This window comes from Acinetobacter genomosp. 15BJ (assembly GCF_000400715.1).
In the GTDB taxonomy this organism is placed as follows: Bacteria; Pseudomonadota; Gammaproteobacteria; order Pseudomonadales; family Moraxellaceae; genus Acinetobacter.
In genome coordinates this window covers 48,957-63,112 of record NZ_KE007350.1, presented here as the reverse complement: position 1 = coordinate 63,112, position 14,156 = coordinate 48,957, and the positions used below count along the sequence as shown (strand labels likewise).

The following is a 14,156-nucleotide window of genomic DNA, read 5'->3' as shown; positions in this document are numbered from 1 at the left end:
GATGGATATCCATTTACTCACTAAAATTGTGCATATGTCTGCAGTGAGCTTATTGATCATTGCGTTTGTATTACGTGGTTCAACACTCTTTGTTGGTGTCCAAGATCAACAACCTAATCCAAAAGCACGTAAAGGCTTGGTGGGGTTACAACATCTATCTTTGAGCTTAATTATTGTGACGGGTGCGGTTTTACTGTTCATGAATAACTTTGAGGTGCAGCCTTGGTTCTATGCCAAAGTGATTTTATTTTTTGTGTTGTTGTCGTCTTTGATCAAGACCTATAAAAAGGACAGTAGCATTTTATTGGAACAACGCCGTGCAGGATTACTCATTGGGACAGTGGCGATGGTGGGTATTCTCGGTTTGGTGATGATTAAGCCTGTTTTTGCCTGATTGTTTGACACATTGTTTGAGTAATTGTTTTGTCACTAGGTTAAACTGCGTGCAGTTTACAAAAATATTATAGAGGGAAATCATGTTAACGCGTGTGGTGTTTAACCAAAAAGGTGGTGTGGGGAAATCAAGTATTACAGTCAATCTCGCTGCGATTAGCGCGAAACAGGGATTCAGAACCTTGGTAATTGACCTTGATCCACAAGCGAATTCAAGCCAATACCTTTTAGGTGAAGATGCAACCTATTCTGCTGACAAAGCAGCATTAGAGCCTAACATTGAAAACTTCTTTGATGATATTTTAGGTAGTACACAGCAAAAGGGCTTGATCGGCAATGCGATTGGCTCAATCCTGAAAGCACCACGTGGCAAAGGTTTGGACAGTTATGTACACCGTTCTTCTTTTGACAATCTGGATTTAATTCCTGCCAGCCCAAGCCTAGGTGCATTGGAACATGCACTAGAAAGTAAACACAAAATTTATAAATTACGTGATTCGATTCAATCTCTCAGTGCACGTTATGACCGCATCTTTATTGATACGCCGCCCGCGTTTAACTTTTTTACTTTATCTGCATTAATTTCAGCAGATCGCGTGCTGATTCCATTCGATTGTGATGTGTTTTCAAAACGTGCGTTACAAACTTTGATTGAAAATGTGCTCGAAACCCAAGATGATCATAATGATCGCTTGGAGATTGAGGGAATTGTGGTCAATCAGTTCCAATCTCAGGCAAAATTACCTCGTGAAGTGGTTCAACAGTTAAAAGATGAAGGTTTGCCTGTGCTGGATAGCATGTTGCCGCCATCGATCTTGATGAAAGAATCACATCAAAAGAATTTACCCTTGATTCATTTGGCATCTGACCACAAATTGACCGTCGCCTATGTGACCCTGTTCAATGAGATTGAATCAAAGAAATAAGAGAATCTTATGAAACGCTTATATTGGATGCCTGTTTTGGCAGCGAGCATGTTATTGGGTGCATGTGCATCAACGGTTAAGCCAGCTTATGTATCGCCGACACAATATCAAGCACTGAATTGCCAGCAGTTGCAAGCCGAGTACAACCGTATTCAGCTCTATATCGAAAATGGTGTGCAAACGCCAAAACGGACAGGTGTGGGTGTAGGTCTTGGCCTTGGTGGTGGCTGGGGCAGAGGCGGTTGGGGCTTTGGTCCATCGATCTCGGTCAATATGGGACAGTCGATGAATACCAAAAATACTGAACTTGCCAATGTATTAGGCCAACAAGATGCGATTGTACAAGCAGCAAAATTTAAAGGTTGCCCAATCATTGTAAAACAACGCCCAAAATCGTAAATTTTGAGAACTGATCGTCATCGCACAAGATGGCGTTCAGTAACTAAATTATAGCAAAATGTTTCAAAATATAATGATAAAAATCAAATGATTGAATTGAGGTTGCCTCATAACTTGCTGATTTATCTGGTTCAACCACACTGCTAAAATTTGTGTTTTTGCCCTAAATTCGTTTAAGGTGGCGCCCATGTATAGTCGTTCGGTATGTATATGATTGAGAGTTGGTTTTTTGTTTTGGCGATGTTGGCGGTATTGTTAATACCAGGTCCGACCAATGCTTTGCTTGCCAGTGCAACACATCAACACGGTGTACCTAAAACGATGACTTTTATCCCAATTGAATGGTTGGGTTATCTGTATGGTATTAGTTTATGGGCACTTTTCATTCATTTATTTGATCCGATTTGGCCAGCAATTGGGGCGATTCTGCATACGCTCAGTTTACTCTATGTGCTGTGGATGGCGTTCCATCTATGGAAAGGCTCACATCTACAAAAACTTGATCAGCATCATCAACATATCCGTAAAAGACAGCTGTTTTTATCAACCTTGAAAAACCCTAAAACAGTATTGTTGGCATCTGGTATTTTTCCAAGTGAAACATGGAATTCAATTGAGCAAGCCGCGTTGGTTTTTGCTATTTTTACTCTTATTCTGATTCCAGTCAGTATTTTCTGGATGCTATTTGGACGTGCTTTACTGGCGGGAAGTTTGGTTGGAATCAAAGCCGATCATTTATATAAAGGATCGGCCATGTTATTACTGATTTGTATGCTGCCAATGATCTTTCGTTTATTTTAAACAAAGCTTCAATTTATTACGCTTTAGCACCCTTCATTTTCTGGCGAATAAATCCAATCACACCCGGTAATACACTGATAATAATGATACCGAAAATTAAATGGGTAAAATTATCTTTCACGATTGGCATATTCCCGAATAAATAGCCAAGGGTAATGAAAGATGCGATCCAGCAGAATGCACCTACCACGTTATAAGTCAGAAAGTACTTATAGTTCATGCTGCCAGCACCCGCCACAAACGGAGCGAAGGTACGTGCAAAAGGAATAAATCGAGCGAAAATAATGGTTTTACCACCGTGGCGCTGAAAGAACTCTTGGGTTTTAATCAAATGTTGTTTATTGATAAAACGTGAATTGGTCTCAAAAACACGTGGACCAATATAGCGACCAATATGATAGTTTAATGTATCACCTAAAACGGCGGCGATAAATAATAGAATGCCAAGCACCCATGGATCCATTGCGCCTGTAGACGCTGCTAATGCACCAGCGGCAAATAACAAGCTATCTCCTGGTAAAAATGGCATCACCACTAAACCAGTTTCAACAAAAATAATTAAGAATAAAATGGCATAAATCCAAACGCCATAATTGGTAATAAATTCTAAAAGGTGTTCGTCAACGTGCAGAATAAAATCAATGAGTTCCATGAAGGTGTTAACACTATGAATGTGGACTAAATCCTAGCAGTGCCTCTGTAGAAAGTCAGTATAAAAAGCAAATTAATTGGTAACTTTTCAGAACAGATGAGCAGGGCGCTTGAACCAGAAAAATATTTTTATTGTTGCAAATAAGGAACGATATGTTAACTAAATTGGTGTTTATTGCAAAATTAAAGATACATAAACTGCTAGCATGTTAAAAAACAAACAGTGTGGAAATTGATTATGTTTAATCCGAATGTCGTTGTAAAAAATATCGTAACACAGTCTGGCGTGGCGAATGTCGTAACTTTGATTGCTCGTTTGTTATTGGCTTATATTTTTCTTGTTGCAGGTTGGGGCAAGATCGTAGGCTATGCGGGTACGGTGGGTTATATGGAATCCATGGGTGTTCCGGGTGCTTTATTACCTTTAGTCATCTTGGTTGAGTTTGGTGGTGGCTTGGCTCTATTGTTTGGTTTCCAAACACGATTCGCATCTTTAGGTTTAGGTCTTTTTAGTATTATTACGGCTTTTATTTTCCATGGCGGTGCAGAAGATGCCATTAACTTTATGAAGAACTTCGCTATGGCGGGTGGCTTCTTTATGTTGATGCTCTATGGCGCAGGTCGTATTAGCCTCGATCATCTGATTGAAAAATAATAAGCTCATGAAAGCTTGCCCCGTGCTCAGTCACGGGGTTAAATTCGTATGTTTCTCTCGCTTATTTACAAACTGAAGCCGACAGCCGTGCTTATTTCTGTTTAGATCATAAATGGTTAAAACAAATAGGACATGAAAATGAAAAAAATGTTGATTGGTTGTGGGTTGATGGTACTTACAGGTTTATCGAGCTCGGCATGGGCAGGTAAGGATGATCATGTTTTGGTACAGGAAGCGGCAAAGAATGTGGTGACAGTAAGCCAAGTAGCGAAATTGGCTGATGAAACCGGTGTCACCCTGACGGGTCAGATTAGCAAACATCTGCAAAGTGACCATTATGAGTTTAAAGATTCGAGCGGTACCATTAGCGTCGAAATTGATGATGATATTTGGCGCCAAGCAGGACTAAAAGTGGGTGATCATGTGCGTTTGGTGGGTGAGGTGGATACCCATCGCTATAAACCAACCGATATCGAAGTGATCAAAATTGAAAAATATGCGCATCGATAAGTGCATAAAAAAGGAAGCACCTGCTTCCTTTTTCTTTTCTAGATAAAAGTGTTAGAGCATAAAATGAATTTGCATTTCCCCGACGAGGAAACCCAAAACAGCACCGACAATAATTAATGACCATTCATCTTCTTTAAATGCAGGACGTAGCATGCCTTCAAACTCTTCTGGGCTCAGTTTCTGCATACGTTCAACCAAGGTATTACGCACATTCATGGCATCTTCAGCATAGGACTCCACATAGCGCATGGTGTCTGGAAGTTGCTTGAGAATACGCTCTGCCACTTCGGTTTTCAGGTTTTGATATTTCTCACCACCAATCGCATAGACCACCAATGGACGAACAATACCTGCCTGTAAATCAATTTCCTGTTTAACTTGACGACTCACCAACTCGATGACTTTGTCTGAATGTGTTCCCGAGAACAACTCTTCCATCATATTGCGTGAAGTCAGCAACTGTTTGGAAATGAGTGCGGCATAGTCAGCAGCAACTTCATTCTGGCGTTTAATAAACAGCCCCTGCCAGGTATAGCCCATGATCTTTTTTGGGTACAGCGGTCGGAACATCATTTGCAAGGCCATCCAGTCGCTAAAGAAGCCGACAAAGCCACCAAACATCGGCAGCATCCATGGATATTTACCTTGGGTCACGATCCAGCACAGCATTTGTACCACACCAATCGCAAAACCAAACACGAAACCGACATTACTAAAGAATTTGAATTCCTGTTTGCCCACTTTCTTGAAGATTTCATTGAGCAGGCGTTTGTCTTTGAGCAGGTTGTTGACCACCATATGTTTGATGTCGAAGTACTTGGCAACATCCTTTTGTACTTCACTCATAATATGTTCAACAATTTCTGGCGCTTTGGCTTGGACACGCTTAATCAGTTTTTGTCGTGCAAACTCAGGCATGCCTTCCCATAGACCGGGTTGGTATTGTTGTGCAACTTCTCGAGTAATGTCCTCAGCCGCTGCCATCAATGGTTTTTCAATTTCTTGGGCAATACGTTTCGGATCGAGTCGGGCAAAAATTTCTTCGGGTTTAATCAGCTTGGAGGTCATCAACTCCACTGCCGTGGTGGCCATCTTCTCTGCTTTTCGGGGAACAATCCCTTGCCATCCGAGTGGAAGACCAAATAATCGCAATCCTTTAAATTCAAGTGGTGAGAACATCATTTGAATGGCAATGACCTTGGTTACATAACCAATAAAGCCACTGATAAAGGGGATTGAAATATATAACCAGAAATTCTGTTGAAAATCCGCAATCATTTCTTGAAACATTATTTTATTGGTCCTTCAAGTCCTAATTGTTGCTCGTGGTCGGGCAAGCGCTAGATGATAGTGAAATATTTTCGGTCATTGATGAAACACCAAGACCATTAATTTTTGAGTTACCCTTTTATTTTTCCTTTGAATCAGGACATCACAATCGTATAAAAAGGCAACGATGCCGTCGATTGAATACCTTTCCATGGTAATACATATCTTGACTCGTCATCTTAGCACCAATTTTTGCTTTGTGTTGAGCAGAATGGGCAAGAATTATTGATTTAGCGCTCCTTATTTTGTGCTTTGCTATGAAATTTTAGTTTAAATATCAGTGTTGATTCAGCTACTCAATGAAAAAACAAGATAGATGATGAATTGCGATGCGCCAAAGCGTGAAAAATGTTAGAATATGGCGCTTAATTCATTTGCCTTTATGATGAACCATGACGACCAATACTCAAATTACTGAAGATCGTATCCTTATTTTGGATTTCGGCTCTCAATATAGCCAGCTCATTGCACGTCGTGTACGTGAAGCGGGTGTCTATTCTGAAATGTATGCATTCGATATGTCTGAAGAAGACATTCGTGCGTTTAATCCGAACGGGATTATTTTGTCAGGTGGCCCTGAGAGCGTACATGAAGAAGGCAGCCCACGCGCGCCGCAAGTTGTATTTGAATTAGGCGTACCAGTGTTGGGTATTTGCTATGGTTTACAAACCATGTCTGAACAACTTGGCGGTAAAGTAGAGCCAGGTACAGTGCATGAGTTTGGTTATGCAGAAGTAGACATTCTAGTACGTGATCATTTAATTGGTAACTTGCAAGATCGCGAGAACCAGCTTCACGTATGGATGAGTCATGGCGATAAAGTAAGTGCGATTCCAGAAGGTTTCCAAGTCACAGCAAGCACACCTAGCTGTCCATTTGCTGCGGTGAGTGATGAAACACGTCGTTTCTATGGCGTTCAGTTCCATCCAGAAGTGACTCACACGGCAAAGGGTGCTGAATTACTGTCTAACTTCGTACATCAGATTTGTGGTTGTCGCGGTCTGTGGACACCAGAACACATTATCGACTTACGTGTAGAGCAGTTACGCGCACAAATTGGTGATGAAAAAGTTCTGTTAGGTTTGTCTGGTGGTGTGGATTCATCTGTGGTTGCAGCGTTATTGCATAAAGCTATTGGCGATCAGTTGACCTGCGTATTCGTAGACAATGGTTTACTTCGTTTAAACGAAGGTGATCAAGTGATGCAAATGTTTGCAGAAAACATGGGGATTCGTGTGATCCGTGCTGATGCTGAACAGCGTTTCTTGACTGCGTTGGCAGGTGAAGTTGATCCTGAGAAAAAGCGTAAAATCATTGGTCGTGAGTTCATCGCAGTTTTTGCCGAAGAAGCGCGTAAACTTGATGGCGTAAAATTCTTGGCACAAGGTACGATTTATCCAGACGTAATTGAATCTGCTGCAAGCAAACAAGGTAAAGCACACGTGATTAAATCACATCACAACGTGGGCGGTTTACCTGATGACCTAGAATTTGAATTGGTTGAACCATTACGTGACTTGTTCAAAGACGAAGTACGTAAATTAGGTACAACCATTGGCTTACCGCATAGCATGATTTACCGTCATCCGTTCCCGGGTCCAGGTTTGGGCGTACGTATTTTGGGTGAAGTGAAAAAAGAATATGCAGATATTCTTCGTCTTGCTGACGACATCTTTATGCAAGAACTGCGTGACAGCGGTTGGTATGACAAAACTGCACAAGCATTTGCAGTATTCCAACCTGTAAAATCAGTGGGTGTGGTGGGTGATGGTCGCCGTTATGCATGGGTGATTGCACTTCGTGCCGTAGAAACCGTTGACTTTATGACAGCACGTTTTGCGCACTTACCGTATGACTTGGTTGATAAAATCTCAACCCGTATCATGAACGAAATTAAAGATGTTTCACGCGTCGTCTACGACGTGTCATCTAAACCACCAGCAACGATTGAGTGGGAATAAGACCAAGGGCAGGATGAAAATCCTGCCTTTTTTTATGCGCTTGAAAAAGAGGTCAAGTATGTCCGAAACCTTGCAACTCGAACAGTTAACCGAATCTTTGCAACAGCTTTTGGGTGGATCCCTCTTCGCCATTTATCTGTATGGTTCAGCCGTTGATGGCGGGCTAGGTCCAGAAAGTGATCTGGATGTTTTGGTTGTGGTGCGTCAAGCCCTGACACTCCAGCAACGACAGCAACTGGCAGAAACCTTATTACACATTTCGCATCCGATTGGTGCTGCACAACGTGCACTTGAAGTCACCATCGTACGCAAAGACCATATTCTTTCGGGAAGTTACCCACTCAGCTACGAACTACAGTTTGGGGAATGGTTACGGGATGAATTAAGTCAAGGCGATATGCTTAGCGAACATGCAGACCCAGATCTGAGTATTTTGCTGAAGAAAGCACAAATGCATCATCGTACTTTGTTCGGGCCAAGTTTGACACAGTGGTCAGCTGAGATTCCGGTACAGCAACTCTGGCAGGCGATGGCAGACACCTATCCATCGATTGTGGCGCATTGGGATGAGGATGCCGATGAGCGTAATCAGATCTTGGCCTTATGCCGTATTTATTTTAGTTTGGTGACGAATGAGATTGCACCTAAAGATCAGGCTGCGCAATGGGTGATGACTCAGTTACAACCGCAATATCAGCCTGTTTTGCAGTGCATGGTCCAAGAATATAAAGGTGAGATTGGAAAGCAAAACTGGCAACAACAGCATCAGGCTTTAGTCCCTGTTGTTGATTTCCTCAGTATGAAAATAAAAGTGCTTTTAGAACAAAAGATACATAAATAATAAACAGTAAAGGACATTGTTTGGATTGTTGCATGGATAAGACTTAGTATTGCAATAACAGACTATTCAAGCAGGCGCGATTAGACCTAACATCAGTCTACGACTAAACCCTGATGGGGAGTGCCTTTTGAACCAGATTGTTGAAATGCAAACTTATATCGCAGTGGTTGAAGCAGGCAGTATTACCCACGCTGCGAAACGTCTGGGCATTACTAAATCGGTGGTGAGTCAACGGATTCAACAATTGGAACAGCGTTTATCGACTGCACTGATTCATCGTGGTCGGAGTGTGTTGCTCACTGAGGCTGGACAGGAATTTTATCGACAGTCGACCAAGATTCTGGCGGAGTTAAATGACTTGGAAGAGTCCATTCGTGCTCGGCATGAGCATTTAAGTGGCAGTTTTCGTTTATCGGTACCCCAAGCGTTTAACACTGAATATCTCGCTCCTTATTTGGCAGAATTCATGCAGCTGTATCCTGAACTCAAGCTGGATATTGAGTCGAGTGATCATTTCGTCAATTTGAATAATGGTCATTATGATGCAGCGATTCGGATGGGAGAATTGCCGGATTCCAACCTGATCAGTCAGACCATTGCACCGAATCATCACTATATTTGTGCAAGTCCAGACTACTTAAAAGCATATGGAAGACCAACACATCCCAATGAACTGTTGCACCATCGTGGTCTGCTGTACCTGCCTCGAGAACCGCACGGTATGTGGCAACTGCCTGTCGAAGGTAAGAAAGCATTTTTCCGAATTTCACCTTATCTACGTACAGATAGTGGCCATCAATTATTGGAAGCTGCCAAGCTGAGCTTAGGGGTTGCGATTTTACCAAGCTTTCTTGCCGCAGACGCGATTTGCCAGCAGCAACTTACGGTGATCTTGCCTGAGTTCTCACCCTCGGGAGGCAATATTTCTGTGGTTTACCGCTTGTCGAATCGAGCTTCACCTAAAATTCAAGCTTTGGTTGATTTTCTATCCACAAAAATTGGCCATCCTGCACCTTGGGATAGCCAGATTCAGAACATTTTGCGGCAGTCGTGATAAGGGAATGTTCGGAAAAAGCGAATCATAGTTTTGTTTTTTGTGGTCTAGCGAACAAAAAACATCATTTGGTAGGGTGTTTGCCTCGCTTTAACCCTTGTTGATATTGGGTGATCTCAGAAGATCGAGAATTCAATCAGCATTTACGCTAGCAATGAGTCGCCATCACAAGTCGAACCCATGAATCCAAAGTAACTTGCAAGTGTTGTTTAGAAATAGCATGGGTTGCAGTCTGACCATTGCTTAGAGTGTCGATTGTGTGAGTGAAATATGATGGTGAACATGATAGCAAACAGATATTTGATTGAGGATTCAGCCGATCTTCTCTTATTTTCATTTTAGGATGTGCAGATGAATAGACTAGCTAAAAACTGGATTAATGGTGAGTGGGTAGACTCTCATCAGCATATACAGTCGATTAATCCAGCAACATATGAAGTGATCGGGCAATATGCCAATGCGACAGTAGCGCAGGTGGAAACTGCCATATGGGCAGCAAAGACCGCATTAAAAAAAACCGATTGGAAACGTGACCGTCGTTTACGTGCAAAAGTACTCAATGAAATGGCCGATGCTTTTGAACGCCATGCAGATGAGTTGATTGAGATCCTTGCCACTGAAAATGGAAAAATTAAAGCAGAAGCCAGCTTTGAAGTGACGATGGTTCCGGCCAAATTACGTTATTACGCAGCATTAACCTTGACCGAGTATGGTCGAGCATTAGAACCAAAGCCAGGCAGCTATTCGATGGTTTTGCGTGAACCGATGGGTGTGTCTGGAATTATTGTGCCGTGGAATTCTCCAGTGGTTTTAATGATTCGTTCACTGGCACCTGCATTAGCGGCGGGCACCACAACAGTAATTAAGATGCCGGGTCAAACCGCACAAACCAATGCCGTGATCTCCCGAATTTTTTCTGAGCTTCCTTCATTACCACAAGGGGTGATCAATCTCTTTAGTGAGTCGACTGGAGGTGGATCGCGTTTACTGGTTGAATCTCCAGATGTCCCTGTGATTAGCTTTACCGGCAGCACGGCAACGGGTAAGGCCATTTCGGCAACAGGTGCACAACATCTGAAACGATTTGGCTTAGAGCTAGGGGGTAAAACCCCGATGATCGTGTTTAAAGATGCTGATCTAGATCTGGTCTTGCCGAAGTTGGAAAAAGCCTTAACCATTTTTGCAGGTCAGTTCTGTATGACTGGTTCACGTTTATTGGTGCAGCGTGAGCTGGCAGATGAGCTGAAACAGAAACTGGCTCAGCGTTTGGAAGCAGTTAAAGTTGGCCCTGCCGCTGATCCAAGTAGTGATATGGGACCATTGATCGACAAAAATAATGTAGCACGTGTAGATGCGGTGGTTGAAAAAGCGATTGCCGAAGGAGCGAAGGTCATTGTTCGTGGTGGGCCGATCACTGAAGGTGAGTTGGCCAAAGGGGCTTTCTACCGCCCAACCTTGCTCGAAGTGAATGATAATTCGATGGAAATTATTCAGGAAGAAACGTTTGGGCCAGTACTGACCTTGCAAGTATTTGATACTGAAGCGGAAGCGATTGCGCTCGCCAATGACAACCAATATGGTTTAGCCGCTTCAATCTGGAGTCGTGATGTGGATTTACCGTTGCGGGTGGCGACGGAAATGGAAGCGGGTACGGTTTGGATCAATGATTGGGCCGTGGTGTATGACGAGTTTGAGGAAGGTGGTTTCAAAAATTCTGGACTCGGCCGAATGAATGGTATGGCGGCAATGGATGACTTTATTGAATATAAGCACATTACCATTTCAACAGGTGTTTCTAGAACGGACTAGATGTTCTGTCAGCCATTGAATGAGATATCAAATAGCGCATCAATTTCGATGCGCTATTTTATTTTAACCTTGCTCAGCATTAAGCCGAGAACAGTTTAAAGCAAATCTGTCTCAACCACTGATTACTTGGGGTCTGATGGACACGTGAATGCCAGTGTTGTTTGACACTGAATTGAGGGAAATTATAAGGCGGTTCAAAAGTTTTGAGTCCACCTTGGGTCATAAAAACCTGTGCCAGATAGTGAGGGATTGTCGCAATAGTATCTGTATCTCGGACAATCAGACCAACTCCCAAATAGCTGGGTAAACGCACCAGAATATTTCGATTGACGCCGTGTTTTTGCAGCTCATGTTCCACCACATAATGTCCCCCCGTTGCCAAGATATCGACATGTAATTCCTGAGCAAACGCTGAAGCCGATAGGCTGGTTCCTGTCAGTCTTGGATGCTGTTGACTGGCAATACAGGTGTAATGCTGCTGAAACAGGGTTTGTTGGTAAAAACCAGCTTCCAACTGGGGGAGAAATCCAATGGCGAGATCAATATCCCCATTCGACATCATCGGGGCAGTTTGGCTATCAATCGGTAAGATTTCCAGTCGAATTGAGGGGGCATGCAGACGCATGTAATTCATCAGACGAGGTAAGAATACCAAATGACTGATGTCGGTCATACTGATACGGAATTGATAAGTCGAAGTTTTTGGATCAAAGTCAATATTGTAATTCTGAACCAACTTCAAGCGGTTTAAGATTTCCACCACCATTGGATAGATCTGTTGGGCAAGTTCAGTGGGCTGCATTTTATTTTCAATACGCACAAACAGCGGATCACCAAAATGAGCCCTGAGTTTATTCAGTGCAATACTCAAAGTGGGCTGACCAATACCCAGTTGTTCTGCGGCTTTAGAAATACTTTTATGCTGATAAATTTCAAAGAAAATTTTCAGCAGCCGTGTATCCAGATCAAACATTGCCATCAACCACCGTATTGATTTTATCAATACAGCCTATTGTTTTTTGTGCATAGATTCAACACATCCTGATTGTTACATTGAGCCAACACCGAATATTGATGAAATTATCGTCATTAGTATTGTGCTCCATGGGCAGAAAAAGGAATGACATATGGAACAGTTAGGCACGCTCGAAGAGCTACCAGAACGTTATCGTGAAGAACTGAATGCATCCAATTTGGTGCCGTTGTGGCCCAATTTAAGAAGCTTTATTCCACCTCATAAACCAAGACCGCAAACGGTTGCAACGGCTTGGTATTTCCAGCAGATCAAGCCACTGTTGTTAGAAGCAGGTGAGTTAACACCGATTGAAAAGGCAGAACGTCGTGTCTTGGCACTCGCCAACCCTGGTCATGGTTTGGAGAATATGAAAGTCAGCCCAGCCATGTATTTAGGTATGCAATTGCTGCTTCCGCAAGAGTGGGCGCCTGCACATCGACATGCACCGAATGCGGTGCGTCTGATTGTTGAAGGAGAAGGGGCCTATACCACGGTCGAAGGGCAAAAATGCATTATGGAACATGGAGACATGATCCTGACCCCGTCTGGGTTGTGGCATGAGCATGGACATGATGGCGATCAACCTGTGATCTGGATGGATATTCTTGATTTACCATTGGTTTATTATATGGAAGCCTCTTTTGTTGAAGAGGGGCGTCGTCAGGAAGTTGATCGGATTAATCAAGGTTCTACGCCTCAGTACGCGGCGGGTATTGTGCCAACACCACATTTTAGTCGTGAAGATGCACCTTATCCGATGATGCGTTATGCCTGGAAAGACACCAAAAAAGTACTAGATGCTTTAGCTGAAAAAACTGGCTATCAGGACCCGTTGCAAGTGGCATATATCAATCCTGAAACAGGGAAAGACTGTCAGAACATTCTGGGTTATTCAGCTTTACTCCTGCGTCCGAATGAAACGCTGTCTTTGCCTTTGCGTTCCACTGCACAGGTCTTTCATGTGATTGAAGGTGGCCTGACCATTCAGATTGATCAACAGGACTTCCATTTAACCCAAGCGGATACCGCATGTGCACCATGTTTTGCTGCTATTGATTTAATCAATACATCTGCGCAGCCATGCTATCTCTTTATTGCCGATGAGGCACCTTTGCAACGCAAATTAGGTCTGTATTCGATACGTGAGCGTCATGCGGAAGGAGTGAGTCCATGAAACTGTATGGTTTTTTCCGTAGCGGCACATCGCACCGTACCCGCATTGTCCTGAATCTCAAGGGTCTGGATTATGAGGCGAGCTATGTATCGCTGGCGAAAAATGAGCATCATCAAGCGACTTTTCAAAGGCTAAATCCACAGGGTTTTGTGCCCGTCTTGGAAACGGAGGCGGGCACGTTATTACAAAGCCCCGCCATAATCGAATGGTTAGAACAACAATACCCTGAACCAGCCCTGTTGCCAGCAGATGCACTCGGTAAAGAGAGGGTGCGCGCCATTGCTGCTTTGATCGGATGTGATATTCATCCTTTAAACAATAAGCGTGTACTGGAGTATTTACGCCAGCTTGGACTGGATCAGAACCAGATCAATGCTTGGTGTGCCAAGTGGATTCAAGATGGTTTTTCAGCCTTAGAGCACCTATTGGCTGAAGATTCAACTCGGGAAAAGTTCTGCTATGGCAAGCAAGTTAGCATTGCCGATGCGTATTTGATTCCGCAAGTGGTATCGGCACAACGCTTTCAGGTCGACCTGTCGGCGTATCCTCAAATTAATGAAATTTATCAGCATTGTATGACCCTCGACGCGTTCCAGAAAGCTGCCCCTGAACAGCAGGCAGATGCGTTTTAAGGCTCT

General features: G+C 43.1%; 15 protein-coding genes. 12 read left to right on the top strand and 3 right to left on the bottom strand.

What is annotated here, in order from left to right:
- Position 1: 1 nt before the first annotated feature.
- The 4 genes from F896_RS02925 to F896_RS02940 all read left to right on the top strand — a co-directional run bounded on the left by F896_RS02925 (position 2) and on the right by F896_RS02940 (position 2,519).
- Positions 2 to 394 carry a SirB2 family protein gene (locus tag F896_RS02925; RefSeq protein WP_016164857.1) on the top strand — a complete coding sequence of 131 codons (393 nt, stop codon included), beginning with the start codon at positions 2 to 4 and terminating at the stop codon, positions 392 to 394.
- Between the two features lie 82 nt (positions 395 to 476).
- Positions 477 to 1,319 (top strand): ParA family protein, encoded by an 843-nt coding sequence (locus F896_RS02930; protein ID WP_016164856.1) that lies wholly within the window; start codon positions 477 to 479, stop codon positions 1,317 to 1,319.
- Positions 1,320 to 1,328: 9 nt separating this feature from the next.
- Positions 1,329 to 1,718 (top strand): hypothetical protein, encoded by a 390-nt coding sequence (locus F896_RS02935; RefSeq protein WP_004801913.1) that lies wholly within the window; start codon positions 1,329 to 1,331, stop codon positions 1,716 to 1,718.
- 210 nt (positions 1,719 to 1,928) lie between these two features.
- Positions 1,929 to 2,519, top strand: a complete 591-nt coding sequence (locus F896_RS02940; protein WP_016164855.1) for a LysE family translocator — start codon at positions 1,929 to 1,931, stop codon at positions 2,517 to 2,519.
- A 16-nt stretch (positions 2,520 to 2,535) separates the two neighbouring features.
- Here the strand turns inward: F896_RS02940 and F896_RS02945 are convergent, their stop codons facing one another.
- Entirely contained in the window at positions 2,536 to 3,171 is a 636-nt protein-coding gene (locus F896_RS02945; protein WP_016164854.1) for a DedA family protein, read from the bottom strand.
- Between the two features lie 237 nt (positions 3,172 to 3,408).
- Here F896_RS02945 and F896_RS02950 point away from each other — a divergent pair, with 237 nt between their 5' ends.
- Together F896_RS02950 and F896_RS02955 are read left to right on the top strand one after the other, a co-directional pair.
- Positions 3,409 to 3,825: a DoxX family protein gene (locus tag F896_RS02950; protein WP_016164853.1), complete on the top strand. Its 417-nt coding sequence runs from the start codon at positions 3,409 to 3,411 to the stop codon at positions 3,823 to 3,825.
- Between the two features lie 138 nt (positions 3,826 to 3,963).
- Positions 3,964 to 4,335, top strand: a complete 372-nt coding sequence (locus F896_RS02955) for a NirD/YgiW/YdeI family stress tolerance protein (RefSeq protein ID WP_016164852.1) — start codon at positions 3,964 to 3,966, stop codon at positions 4,333 to 4,335.
- Positions 4,336 to 4,386: 51 nt separating this feature from the next.
- On the opposite strand, the gene F896_RS02960 is transcribed toward F896_RS02955, so the two are convergent.
- Entirely contained in the window at positions 4,387 to 5,613 is a 1,227-nt protein-coding gene (locus F896_RS02960) for a DUF445 family protein (protein ID WP_171069726.1), read from the bottom strand.
- Positions 5,614 to 6,056: 443 nt separating this feature from the next.
- Here F896_RS02960 and guaA point away from each other — a divergent pair, with 443 nt between their 5' ends.
- From guaA to F896_RS02980, 4 genes are all read left to right on the top strand, one after another.
- A complete protein-coding gene (guaA, locus tag F896_RS02965; RefSeq protein ID WP_016164850.1) occupies positions 6,057 to 7,625 on the top strand; it encodes a glutamine-hydrolyzing GMP synthase in 1,569 nt (522 codons plus the stop codon).
- A gap of 58 nt (positions 7,626 to 7,683) precedes the next feature.
- Positions 7,684 to 8,466: an ANT(3'')-II family aminoglycoside nucleotidyltransferase gene (locus tag F896_RS02970; RefSeq protein ID WP_016164849.1), complete on the top strand. Its 783-nt coding sequence runs from the start codon at positions 7,684 to 7,686 to the stop codon at positions 8,464 to 8,466.
- A 127-nt stretch (positions 8,467 to 8,593) separates the two neighbouring features.
- Positions 8,594 to 9,520 (top strand): LysR family transcriptional regulator, encoded by a 927-nt coding sequence (locus F896_RS02975; protein WP_016164848.1) that lies wholly within the window; start codon positions 8,594 to 8,596, stop codon positions 9,518 to 9,520.
- A 351-nt stretch (positions 9,521 to 9,871) separates the two neighbouring features.
- Positions 9,872 to 11,329, top strand: a complete 1,458-nt coding sequence (locus F896_RS02980; protein ID WP_016164847.1) for an aldehyde dehydrogenase family protein — start codon at positions 9,872 to 9,874, stop codon at positions 11,327 to 11,329.
- A gap of 79 nt (positions 11,330 to 11,408) precedes the next feature.
- On the opposite strand, the gene F896_RS02985 is transcribed toward F896_RS02980, so the two are convergent.
- The gene (locus F896_RS02985) at positions 11,409 to 12,302 is read right to left on the bottom strand and encodes a LysR family transcriptional regulator (RefSeq protein ID WP_032882538.1); all 894 of its coding nucleotides are present in this window, start codon (positions 12,300 to 12,302) and stop codon (positions 11,409 to 11,411) included.
- Positions 12,303 to 12,456: 154 nt separating this feature from the next.
- On the opposite strand from F896_RS02985, the gene F896_RS02990 reads away from it, so the two are divergent.
- Positions 12,457 to 13,518, top strand: coding sequence for a cupin domain-containing protein (locus F896_RS02990; protein WP_016164845.1), 1,062 nt, complete (start codon positions 12,457 to 12,459; stop codon positions 13,516 to 13,518).
- A complete protein-coding gene (maiA, locus tag F896_RS02995) occupies positions 13,515 to 14,150 on the top strand; it encodes a maleylacetoacetate isomerase (RefSeq protein ID WP_016164844.1) in 636 nt (211 codons plus the stop codon). The genes F896_RS02990 and maiA overlap by 4 nt, the downstream gene beginning before the upstream one ends.
- The last annotated feature ends 6 nt before the right edge of the window (positions 14,151 to 14,156 follow it).